Below are 11,084 nucleotides of genomic sequence, written 5' to 3'. Positions count from 1 at the left end.
CCAGACGTCGAAAGGCGGGCTACGGCATGGGGTGTTCAGTTTTACTAAAGGCTGGCCTCTTCAATCCAGGTCGCCCCGGGCCATTGCTGCTGGGTGACCAGCTGGCGGGCAACGTCGATGATCACCCGTCGGGCAGCCAGCGCGGCAGGCGACAGCTCATCGTCCGCCAGGGTTGCCAGCAGGTTGCGCCGGCCGACGTGGGCGTCGCTGATCTGCGCGACCCGCAGCCCGCTTTCACCGCTGAGCGCCGCGGCGGCGCCCGGCTGGATGGTGGCGGCATGGCCGGCGCGCACGGCATTCATCAGCACGGCCAGGCCATCGACTTCCATGATGATGTTCGGCACCAGGCCGGAGCGTTCAAAAGCGGTCATCAAGGTCGAGCGCAGCCCATGCTGGACGCTGGGCATGACCAGCGGCAGTTGGCCAAGGTCGGCCAGTTGCACACTGTTTGTGGGCGCATGGGCCAGCTGTGGCGGGCTGATGACGAACAGCTTTTCATCCAGCAGCGGCGTCACGCTCCAGCGTTTGCCACCCTCGAGCTGGAAGAGGATGGCAAGGTCGATCTGCCGGGCGTTGAGCTGCGCGGCGAGGTGGCCGGAGAGCATTTCCACCAGGTGCAGCTGGATATCGGGGTAGCGTTCGCGCATGGCATTGATCAGCGGCAGCGCGAGCACCGTCGCGGTGGTGGGCGGCAGGCCGACAGTGACGTAGCCGCTCATGCGCCCACGGTGGGCGGCCAGGACGGCGTTTTCAGCCTGGCGCAGGCTCAACTGCGCATGGTGCAGGAACGCCATGCCGGCGCTGGTCGGTGTGACCCCTGTGCTACTGCGGTTGAGCAGCCGGGTGCACAGCTCGCTTTCAAGCTTGGCGATCTGCTGGCTCAGGGCGGAGACGCCGACCTCCAGTTCGAGCGCGGCGCGGCCAAGGCTGCCGTGTTCGATGATCTTGACGAAATAGCGCAGTTGCCTGAGTTCCAAGGGAGGGCTCCTGACGAAGGCAGAGGAGGGGATGGCTGAGCGGGCAGTGTACCGTGCCTGCTGCGTCAGGCCTGGTGCACGGTGCTCTCAAGCCGCATTCGCCGTGTGCGTCATGCACTTTCCCGGGTAACCAGTTCGCAATGCAGCAGGTTCAAGCGTTCGACTTCACCGTCATGCGCCACGCATCCCAGATGCTGCAATACCCGCATCGCTGCCAATTCGCCGATCTGCCGCGACGGTGGCCGTAACGTGGTCAGGCTGGGTAACAGCATCTCGGCGAAGGGGTAGTCGCCAAAACCGACTATGGCCATGTCCTCGGGCAAGCGCAGCCCGGCACGCTGGCCGGCGAGAAGTGCGCCGGCGGCCAGGTTGTCGTTGGCGAAGATGATCGCCTCAGGCCGTGGATCGCGACGGATCAACGCCTGCATGGCCTGTTTGCCGGCCTCGAACGGCGCGCAGTCAGACGACGGCACGAACACCCAGGGCTCAAGCCCGGCTTCACGCAGTGCTTCGATATAGCCATCGCGCCGCTCCAGCGCGCTGAGGTCACCCGCCGCACTGTTCTGCACGAAGGCAATGCGCCGATGGCCCTTGCCCAGCAGATAGCGGCATGCCTGCACACCCACCTGGTGATGGAGGAAGCCAACCTGCAGTGGGGAGCGTTCCGGGCGATAGTCCCAGATCTCCACCACCGGTACTTCGGCCTCACTGAGCATTTTCTCGGTGGCCGGGCTGTGGAAATGGCTGGTCACCACCAAGGCTGCTGGTGACCAGCCGAGAAAGGCCCGCACGGCGCTTTCTTCCTGGGCCTCGCTGAAATAGCTGGAGGCCAGCAACAGTTGGTAGCCATGCCGGCTCAAGGTGTCGCTGAAGGCCTGGATGGTCTGGGCGAAGATCGGCCCGGAGATGTTTGGAATGACCATGCCGACGATGCGGCCGCGGGCAGAAGCCAGCCCTCCCGCCACCAGGTTCGGCACATAACCTAGCGCTTGTACCGCTGCCTCGATGCGTTCGCGCAGGGGCGGGGACACCTGCCCGGGCTGGTTGAAATAGCGCGACACGCTGATGGCCGACACGTCGGCCGCTCGCGCCACTTCGGCGAGCGTGACGCGACCAGCGCCACGGCGCTTGCGGGTGGGTTCCTTGGCTTGGCTCACAGGCTGGCCTCGTTGGGAAATGACGCGATGTTAGCGCTAACGGGCCCAGACATGACAAATAGCTTTATGGAATATAAATCGTATTTTTTATTATTTGACCTGCTATTCCTGAGCCTTTGATACTTGTTGATGTTAGCGCTACCAAGCGCGGCTGTTGGCAAGCGCCTGCCACTCGCTCGAGCGAGACCAGACTCCCACAGCATCACCCGTGTCGGCCCCGTGCGGGCCATGGTCTGGTCTTCGAAAGGCAGTAGCATCATGCACAAACACCGCAAGGCATTCCCGTTCAAGCAACGCCAACCGCTGGCTGCAGCCGTCTTGCTGGCCGCCATCGGCCAATCCACACAAGCGGCCGAACCCGCGCCGCAGGCCACGTCGCTGGACGCGGTGACCGTGACCGCCACCCGCCGCGAGTCGACCTTGCAGGAGGTGCCGGTGGCCGTTTCGGTGGTCGATGGCGAACAGCTCGAGCGTGACAATCGCAACAATGTCGCCAGCATCGTCCAGCAGGTACCCACGCTCAATTACCGCGCCGGCGCGTCGAACAAGGACACTTCGCTGTTCATCCGCGGCGTGGGCACCATTTCAACCTCGCCCGGCGTCGAGCCGACCGTGGCTACCGTGGTCGACGGCGTGGTGTTCGGCCGCCCCGGTCAGTCCACCCTCGACCTGCTCGACCTGGAGCGCATCGAAGTGCTGCGTGGCCCTCAGGGTACGCTGTTTGGCAAGAATGCTTCCGCTGGCGTGCTGAACGTGGTGAGCAAGGCCGTCCCGGAGCAGACCCAAGGCTACGTGGACTATTCGCACTTCGGCGGTGGCAACGAGAACCGCCTGCGCTTCGGCATCGGTGGCCGCCTGAACGAGCAGGTCAAAGGCTCGCTGAGCACCTTGTGGGGGGACTATGACGGCAATGTCGAAAACGTTGCCAATGGCCACGACGTCAACGGTTACGAACGCAAGGGCGCCCGCGGCAAACTGGAATTCGAGCCCAGTGACGAGCTGCGCCTGACGCTGATCGCCGACTACATGAAGGGCGAGGACAGCTTGCCCAGCGGGGTGATCACCAGCGCCAGCACGGCCTTCACCAGCCAGCTGCGCCCGGTTGTTCCCAGCGCTCACAACCGCGACATCAACAGTGACTTCAAGACCCACGTCGAAGACGAGAACCAGGGCCTTTCGGCACAACTCGACTGGCAGTTGGGCGACTACACGCTCACGTCCATCAGCGCCTGGCGCGGCTGGGACAACACCCAATATCAAGATGGTGACCGCCGCGCCTTGCTACCGGTCACGGCCTCCCACGACAAGGGCACGGTCGACTATGACCAGTACAGCCAGGAGTTTCGCCTGACGTCGCCCAAGGGGCAGTTCAATGAGTACGTGTTGGGCGCCTTCTACATGCACGGCACCTCCAACGAGACCTATCAGCGGCTGTCAGTCAACAGTGGGGTGGCCAACACGGGCAGGGCGGATTATTCGACCACCAACGACAGCGTCGCGCTGTTTGGTGAGAACACCTTCAATTTCACTGACGATTTGCGCGCCATCTTCGGCTTGCGCTGGACCCACGACGACCTTGAGTACGACCACCGTCGCGTGTCGACTTCAGCCACGGCGGTCACCGGTATCCAGCCGTCGACCGCCAGTTCCGGCTCGGTGGACGAGGACGGCTGGAGTGGCCGTACCGGCCTGCAGTACGACTTCAACGACAACCTTACCGGCTACGTTACCTATTCGCGCGGCTACAAGGGCCCGGCGTACAACGTGTTCTTCAACATGCAGCCGCGTGATACCCAGGCGCTCAAGCCGGAAACATCCGACGCCTACGAGGTCGGCCTCAAAGGCACCGCGCTGGATAATCGCCTGATGGCCAACCTGGCGGTGTTCCACACCGATTACGATAACTACCAGGCCAACTTCTTCGACACCGTGGCCAACCAGGTGGTCACCCGCCTGGTCAACGCCGGCAAGGTCAAGACTCAAGGTGTCGAAATCGATGCCAGCTTCCAGGCTACCCGTCAGCTCAAGTTTTCCGCCGCTGCGGCCTACACCAAGGCGCGGGTCGATCATTTCAACTGCCCGGTCGGGGCGGCGGCCAATTGCAATATCGACGGCGGCCGCTTGCCGTTCACGCCGGACTGGAAGACCTATGTGCGCGCCGATTACGTGATCCCGCTGGATAACGGCCTGGATGTGGAGCTGGCCACCGACTACAGCTGGCAGGACTCGGTGCAGTTCAGCCTCGACCAGAACCCCGACACCGTGCAGGGCGCTTATGGCATCTGGAACGCCAGTATCGCCCTGGCCGATTACAACGACGGCTGGCGCGTGGCGTTGCTGGGCAAGAACCTGGGCGACAAGTCCTACGCGCAGATGCTGGCCAGTGGCGGTGACTACATCTACCGATCTGTACCGCGTGATGACGGGCGTTATTTCGGCGTTCAGCTGCGCAAGGATTTCTGACTGTGCGAGCACTGCAAGGAGACAGAGCATGAGTCGTCAAATGAGCCTGGGTGCCTTCCTCATGGCCACCGGGCACCATGTCGCCGCCTGGCGTCACCCGGACGTGCCCGCCGACCCGCTGGACTTCGCCAGCTACCGGCGCTCTGCGCAAATCGCTGAAGCGGCCTGCTTCGACGCGCTGTTCGTCGCCGACAGCGTTGCCGCCCCCAGTGATGCACTGGCCAGTCGCAGCGCCCGATCGGTGTATTTCGAACCCCTGACCCTGCTGTCGGCGCTGAGCGTGGTGACCGAGCGCATCGGCCTGATCGCCACGGCCACCACCAGTTACAACGAGCCATACCATGTGGCACGCAAATATGCCTCGCTCGATCATCTCTCGGGCGGCCGTGCCGGCTGGAACCTGGTGACCTCCGACGCCGCAGCCGAGGCCGGCAACTTCGGCCGCGATGCGCATATTCCCCACGCCGAGCGTTACGCCCGGGCTCGCGAGTTCCAGCAGGTGGTACAGGGCCTGTGGGACAGCTGGGCCGATGACGCCTTCGTCCGTGACAAGGCCAGCGGCCAGTTTCACCGGCCGCAGGCGGTGCGAAGCATCGACCATGCCGGTGCGCATTTTCGTGTTCGCGGCCCCCTGAACGTGCCCCGTTCGCCCCAGGGCCGACCGGTACTGGTGCAGGCCGGGTCTTCCGAAACCGGCCGCGAGCTGGCGGCCGAAAGCGCCGAGGTGGTGTTTACCGCGCAGCCCAGCCTGGCGCGCGCCCAGGCGTCCTACGCCGACCTCAAGGGCCGCCTGGCACGCCATGGACGTAGCGAAGCGTCACTGAAGATCATGCCGGGCGTGTTCGTCGTGGTCGGCCGCAGTGCCGCTGAGGCCCAGGCGAAGTACCAGCAGTTTCAGGACCTGGTCGATCCCCAGGTGGGGGTTGCCTTGCTCGGCCGCATGCTCGGCAACTTCGACCTGTCCGGCTACCCGCTGGACGGCCCGCTGCCGGCGCTGCCGCTGACCGAGGATGGCCAGCGCAGCCGCCAGCAATTGCTGGCCGAACTGGCGGGGCAGGAGCAATTGACCCTTGCCGAACTGGGCCGACGCATTGCTGGCGGGCGAGGGCACTACAGCCTGATCGGTACACCGACGCAGATCGCCGATGCGCTGCAGGCGTGGTTCGAAAACCGCGCGGCCGACGGCTTCAATGTGCTGGTGCCGCACCTGCCGCAGGGGCTCGAAGACTTCGCCAGCCTGGTGGTGCCAGAGTTGCAGCGTCGGGGCCTGTTTCGTCGCCAGTATCAGGGCCACACCCTGCGCGAGCACTTGGGCCTGGAGCGGCCCGCCAACCCCTATTTTGCCGAGTGAGGTCAAGCATGAGCTACATTGCCAACCCTGAGCGCTACGCGCGCATTCCGTACCGCCGCGTCGGCCGCAGCGGCCTGGTGTTACCGGCCCTGTCCCTGGGCCTGTGGCACAACTTCGGCGATGCGACGCCGATCGACACCCAGCGCTCCTTGCTGCACACGGCCTTCGATGCCGGCATTACCCATTTCGACCTGGCCAACAATTACGGCCCGCCCTATGGCAGCGCCGAACGTAACTTCGGCCGCCTTCTGCGTGAAGACCTGCGCAGCTACCGGGACGAGCTGATCATTTCCAGCAAGGCCGGCTGGGATATGTGGCCGGGGCCGTATGGCCAGGGTGGCAGCTCGCGCAAGTATCTGATTGCCAGCCTCGACCAGAGCCTTGAGCGCCTGGGGCTGGACTACGTGGATATCTTCTATTCGCACCGCTTCGATGCCGACACCCCGCTGGAGGAAACTGCGATCGCCCTGGCCGATATCGTGCGCCAAGGCAAAGCACTGTATATCGGGATTTCTTCCTATTCCGCAGGCAAGACACGCGAGATCGCCGCGCTGCTGGCCGAATTGAAGGTCCCGCTGCTGATTCACCAGCCCTCGTACAACCTGTTCAATCGCTGGATCGAGCACGACCTGTTGGACACCACTGACGCGTTGGGAGCCGGTGTCATCGTGTTCACGGCACTGGCCCAGGGGTTGCTCAGCGACAAGTACCTGGACGGCATTCCGGCCGATGCCCGGGTCAACCGCCCCGGTGGCGGCTCGCTGCTGCCGCAGCATCTGTCCGAGGCCAACCTGGCCCGCGCCCGTGCGCTCAATGAGATTGCCCGGCGCCGCGGCCAGAGCCTGGCGCAATTGGCGTTGGCCTGGACCCTGCGCGATCCGCGGGTGAGTTCGGCACTGATCGGTGCCAGCCGGCCGGAGCAGATCACCGAGAATGTCGCGGCACTCGACAACCTGGCCTTCAGCCCGGAAGAACTCGCCGAAATCGACCGCCATGCCGTTGAGGGCGGGATCAATCTGTGGGAAAAGCCCTCGACCGACTGGAAGGAATGAGCCATGCGCGTACTACGCTATGCCACGCTGATACTGCTGGCGCTGGCGGGTGCCGCGCATGCGGCGGACCCTGCCACACTGCGCATCGGCTACCAGAAAGGCTCGATCAGCCTGGTGCTGGCCAAGCAGCACCGGCTGCTGGAACAGCGTTTCGCCAATACGCGTGTGCAGTGGATCGAATTTCCTGCAGGGCCACAGATGCTCGAAGCGCTGAACATTGGCAGCCTCGATATCGGTTCCACCGGTGACATCCCGCCGATCTTCGCCCAGGCAGCGGGTGCAGACCTGCTGTACATCGGCGCGGAACCGGCAAAGCCGAAGGCCGAAGTCATTCTAGTGCCCAAGGGCAGCCCGATCACTTCGGTGGCTGAGCTCAAAGGCAAGCGTGTGGCACTGCAGAAGGGCTCCAGTGCCCACAACCTGCTGCTGCGCAGCCTGGGGAGCGTGGGCTTGAGCATGCGCGATGTGCAACCGGTGTACCTGGCGCCTGCGGATGCCAGGGCGGCCTTCGAGCGTGGCAGCGTCGACGCTTGGGCGATCTGGGACCCGTACTATTCGGCTATCGATCTGGAAGGCAAGGCGCGGCTGCTGGCCGATGGCGAGGGGCTGGGGTTGATCGGGCCGTTCATGCTGGGGGCGCGCGGCTATGTCGAAGCCAATGGCGATTTCATCAAGCGCTTGCTGGCGCAGATCTCCGAGGCGGAGGCACTGACGCGCTCTGACGAGGCGGGCAGTGTTCGCCTACTGGCGCAGTTCATGGGGTTGCCGGAAGAGGTGGTGCGGCGCAGTTTCAGTCATCGGCCGGCGTCGCCGTTGCTACCGGTGAGCGAAGAAATTGTCGCCGCGCAACAGCGCACGGCGCAGCTGTTCTTCGAAAACCGGGTGTTGCCCAAGCGGGTCGACATTGCCGGCGCGGTCTGGCACCAGGATTGAAGCCCTGTGGCGGCCCTGTCCTCGGCAAGTCAGCTTGCGGCAGACAGGGCCGGTTCAGGCCGCAGGTCAGCCCCGGGCAAACTGCAACAGCCTGTCGCCCTCCAGTCGATAGCGCACCCACTCATCTTGCGCTTCGGCGCCCAACGATTGGTAAAAGCCGATCGCCGGTTCGTTCCAGTCCAGCACGCTCCATTCGAAGCGACCGCACCCTTTGGCGACGGCTTCGCGAGCGATGTACCGCAGCACATCCCGACCTGCACCGCCGCCGCGTTGCTCGGGGGTGATGTACAAGTCTTCCAGATAGATGCCGTTGCGGCCCTGCCAAGTCGAGTAGCTGTAGAAATACACGGCAAAGCCGATGGCCTTGCCGTCGCGCTCGCAGATCAGGCTGTGCACCGTGCTGCCTTCATCGAACAGGCTGTGCTCGATATCGGCCAGGGTGGCGACCACTTCGTCACGGGCGCGCTCGTAATCGGCCAGTTCGGTGATGTAGGCCAGAATCTGCGCAGCGTCGGCGCGCACGGCGGGGCGGATGGTCAGGCTCATAGGGCTTCCTTGTTCTATCGTTAACGGTACAGGAACGTGTATCTGCATAATTTAATGCAACTGTATCGGTCGCAGGGCAGGGCGACTCCGTTAGTGTGACACCACCTGCCCCCGTTCTGGAATGCCTGCCATGCTTGCCTCTGCAGACCTGCTGACCGCCTTTGTGCTGTTTGCCTTCGTTTCCTCGATCACCCCGGGGCCCAACAACACCATGCTGCTGGCCTCGGGCGTGAACTTCGGCGTGCGCCGTTCAATCCCGCATGCCATGGGTATCAGCGTCGGTTTCATGGTCATGGTGCTGGCGGTCGGCCTGGGCCTGGGCGAGGTGTTCAACGCCTGGCCAGTGCTGTACAGCGTGTTGCGCTACACCGGTGCCGCCTACCTGCTGTACCTGGCTTGGAAGATCGCCACCGCCGGGCCGCTCGGCGCGGACGCGCCTGGTGCGCGCAAGCCGCTGGGGTTCTGGGGCGCTGCGGCATTTCAGTGGGTCAACCCCAAGGCTTGGGTGATGGCGGTCGGGGCGATCACCACCTACACACCAGCCCAGGGCTATGTGATGAATGTGGTGGTGATTGCTGCGCTATTCGCCTTGGTCAACCTGCCCAGCGTCGGCGTGTGGGTGATGTTTGGCAGCGCCCTGCGCAACCTGCTGCAGAAGCCGCGCTGGCTGATGCTGTTCAATGTCCTGATGGCCTTGTTGCTGGTGATTTCACTTTACCCGCTGCTGTTTGTAGAATCGGCGTTTTCATGAACCCGTGAGTACAGCAAGCCGATGGAGTTGATTCCCTGGTCCTTTGACAGCTCCGAAGGCTTCACCCTGCGTGGCTGGCGCTCGCCAGCCAGCGGCAAGCCGTTGTTGCACTTCCTGCACGGTAACGGCTTTTGCTGCCTGGCCTACCAGCCGTTGCTATTAAACCTGAGTGAACATTTCGACCTGTGGTTGTGCGATGTCCAAGGCCACGGTGACAGCGACCATGGCGGTGTGTTCCGTGGCTGGAACCGCACCGCTGCGCTGGCGCTGGAGGCCTTCGAGGCCGGCCGTGGGGAGTATGGCGAGGTGCCCCGGTACGCCGTGGGGCACAGCTTCGGTGGTGTACTGACCGGGTTGATGCTGGCCAGCCAGCCGGGCTTGTTTGCTCGTGCCGTATTGCTCGACCCGGTGCTGTTCAGCCGGCGCATGCTCGGTGTGATGGGCGCGGCTGCACTGGTCGGCCTGCACCGCCGGCATGCCTTGGCGCGCAAGGCCGCCAGCCGGCGCAGCCATTGGCCGGACCGTGAAGCAGCACGAGCATCGCTGCACGGGCGTGGCATCTTCAAAGGCTGGAGCGACGCGGCGCTGCAGGCGTATGTCGAACATGCGATCGGTGATTGCGGCGAAGGGGTGGTGCTCAAGTGCCGGCCCAGCCGCGAAGTGGAGATCTTCAGCTCGTTCCCGTCGCGCATGTGGGCGCAGCTGGCCTCCATCCAGGTGCCCACGCGGGTGCTTTATGGCGAGCATACCTATCCCTTCGTGCCCCATTCGGTACAGCGCCTGGCCCGCCTCAACCCTGCGGTAAGCGCTGTTCAGGTCCCGGGCGGGCACTGTTTCATGCAGGAGGACCCGGCGATGGCCGCGCAAAAAGTGCTTGATTACCTGCAATCGTGATCAACTGTTCCATTAATGGAACGATCAGTGCCATTTCAGCCGACTACCGACTGATTGGTCTCATTGGTAAGGTGATCCCAGCTTAGAGAGGAGACTTCTCATGAAAAAGATCCTGGGTATCCACCGCAGCCCTCACGCCCATTGGGTAGGCGATGGCTTCCCCGTGCGCAGCCTGTTCACCTACGACAACCTGGCGAGCAAGATCAGCCCGTTCCTGTTGCTGGACTATGCCGGCCCTTACGACTTCACCTCCACCAGCGACCGTCGCGGGGTTGGCCAGCACCCGCACCGCGGGTTCGAAACCGTGACCATCGTCTATCAGGGCGAACTGGAGCACCGCGACTCGACCGGTGCCGGCGGCCTGATCGGCCCCGGTGACGTGCAGTGGATGACGGCCGCCAATGGCATCATCCATGAAGAGTTTCATTCGCCAGCATTCGCCCGCAGCGGCGGTACGCTGGAGATGGTGCAGTTGTGGGTCAACCTGCCAGCGCGTGACAAACGCGCGGCGGCGGGTTACCAGACACTGCTGGCAGCGGACATTCCCGTGGTCCAACTGGAAGGTGAGGCCGGCAGCCTGCGGGTGATCGCCGGTGCCTATCAGGGCCATTCGGGCCCGGCACGGACCTTTACCCCGATGGATGTGTGGGACATGCGCCTGAACGCCGGTGCCAGCCTGCAGTTGCCGATCACCGATGGCCACAATGCTGCGCTGGTGGTATTGCGCGGTAGTGTGCGGATCAACGGCGAGCGTGAAGCGGGCCCGGCCAGCCTCGTGCTGCTGGAGCGCGGTGGCGAGGACGTGGCGATCGAGGCGCTCGAAGGCGCCAGCCTGCTGTTGCTCAGCGGCGAACCGATCGATGAGCCGATCGTTGGCTATGGGCCGTTCGTGATGAACAGCCAGGCAGAGATTGCCGAGTCGTTCGATGACTTCCACGCCGGGCGCTTTGGACAGATGGC

The 11,084-nt window shown here is 64.0% G+C and carries 10 protein-coding genes; 7 read left to right on the top strand and 3 right to left on the bottom strand.

Annotation, left to right across the window (positions count from 1 at the left end):
- Positions 1–44: 44 nt before the first annotated feature.
- Positions 45–977, bottom strand: coding sequence for a LysR substrate-binding domain-containing protein (locus APH28_RS02000; protein WP_060507374.1), 933 nt, complete (start codon positions 975–977; stop codon positions 45–47).
- Between the two features lie 110 nt (positions 978–1,087).
- Positions 1,088–2,134 carry a LacI family DNA-binding transcriptional regulator gene (locus tag APH28_RS01995; protein ID WP_060507373.1) on the bottom strand — a complete coding sequence of 349 codons (1,047 nt, stop codon included), beginning with the start codon at positions 2,132–2,134 and terminating at the stop codon, positions 1,088–1,090.
- A 258-nt stretch (positions 2,135–2,392) separates the two neighbouring features.
- On the opposite strand from APH28_RS01995, the gene APH28_RS01990 reads away from it, so the two are divergent.
- From APH28_RS01990 to APH28_RS01975, 4 genes are read left to right on the top strand one after another with little or no spacing between them, the layout of a single operon-like run.
- Positions 2,393–4,597: a TonB-dependent receptor gene (locus tag APH28_RS01990; RefSeq protein WP_082432242.1), complete on the top strand. Its 2,205-nt coding sequence runs from the start codon at positions 2,393–2,395 to the stop codon at positions 4,595–4,597.
- Positions 4,598–4,625: 28 nt separating this feature from the next.
- The gene (locus APH28_RS01985; RefSeq protein ID WP_060507372.1) at positions 4,626–5,948 is read left to right on the top strand and encodes an LLM class flavin-dependent oxidoreductase; all 1,323 of its coding nucleotides are present in this window, start codon (positions 4,626–4,628) and stop codon (positions 5,946–5,948) included.
- An 8-nt stretch (positions 5,949–5,956) separates the two neighbouring features.
- Positions 5,957–7,000 (top strand): L-glyceraldehyde 3-phosphate reductase, encoded by a 1,044-nt coding sequence (mgrA, locus tag APH28_RS01980; RefSeq protein ID WP_060507371.1) that lies wholly within the window; start codon positions 5,957–5,959, stop codon positions 6,998–7,000.
- A 3-nt stretch (positions 7,001–7,003) separates the two neighbouring features.
- Positions 7,004–7,933 (top strand): aliphatic sulfonate ABC transporter substrate-binding protein, encoded by a 930-nt coding sequence (locus APH28_RS01975; RefSeq protein WP_060507370.1) that lies wholly within the window; start codon positions 7,004–7,006, stop codon positions 7,931–7,933.
- Between the two features lie 66 nt (positions 7,934–7,999).
- On the opposite strand, the gene APH28_RS01970 is transcribed toward APH28_RS01975, so the two are convergent.
- Positions 8,000–8,479, bottom strand: a complete 480-nt coding sequence (locus APH28_RS01970) for a GNAT family N-acetyltransferase (protein WP_060507369.1) — start codon at positions 8,477–8,479, stop codon at positions 8,000–8,002.
- Positions 8,480–8,600: 121 nt separating this feature from the next.
- Between APH28_RS01970 and APH28_RS01965 the strand changes: the two genes are divergently transcribed.
- The 3 genes from APH28_RS01965 to APH28_RS01955 all read left to right on the top strand — a co-directional run.
- Positions 8,601–9,230: a LysE family translocator gene (locus APH28_RS01965; protein ID WP_177334208.1), complete on the top strand. Its 630-nt coding sequence runs from the start codon at positions 8,601–8,603 to the stop codon at positions 9,228–9,230.
- 21 nt (positions 9,231–9,251) lie between these two features.
- Positions 9,252–10,124, top strand: coding sequence for an alpha/beta fold hydrolase (locus tag APH28_RS01960; protein WP_060507367.1), 873 nt, complete (start codon positions 9,252–9,254; stop codon positions 10,122–10,124).
- Between the two features lie 100 nt (positions 10,125–10,224).
- Positions 10,225–11,084, top strand: an 860-nt coding sequence (locus APH28_RS01955) for a pirin family protein (RefSeq protein WP_060507366.1), incomplete at its 3' end; no start/stop codon positions are given.

Origin of the sequence: Pseudomonas sp. NBRC 111124, from assembly GCF_001320245.1 — a bacterium.
Lineage (GTDB): Bacteria > Pseudomonadota > Gammaproteobacteria > Pseudomonadales > Pseudomonadaceae > Aquipseudomonas.
Note: the sequence above shows the minus strand (reverse complement) of the source record. Positions and strands in the feature narration are given on the sequence as shown.

Bases quoted from the DNA above. Each gene is read 5' to 3' on its own strand.
- mgrA (WP_060507371.1), top strand. From the start codon at position 5,957: ATGAGCTACATTGCCAACCCTGAGCGCTACGCGCGCATTCCGTACCGC.
- APH28_RS01975 (WP_060507370.1), top strand. From the start codon at position 7,004: ATGCGCGTACTACGCTATGCCACGCTGATACTGCTGGCGCTGGCGGGT.
- APH28_RS01960 (WP_060507367.1), top strand. From the start codon at position 9,252: ATGGAGTTGATTCCCTGGTCCTTTGACAGCTCCGAAGGCTTCACCCTG.
- APH28_RS01990 (WP_082432242.1), top strand. From the start codon at position 2,393: ATGCACAAACACCGCAAGGCATTCCCGTTCAAGCAACGCCAACCGCTG.
- APH28_RS01985 (WP_060507372.1), top strand. From the start codon at position 4,626: ATGAGTCGTCAAATGAGCCTGGGTGCCTTCCTCATGGCCACCGGGCAC.
- APH28_RS01965 (WP_177334208.1), top strand. From the start codon at position 8,601: ATGCCTGCCATGCTTGCCTCTGCAGACCTGCTGACCGCCTTTGTGCTG.
- APH28_RS01970 (WP_060507369.1), bottom strand. From the start codon at position 8,479: ATGAGCCTGACCATCCGCCCCGCCGTGCGCGCCGACGCTGCGCAGATT.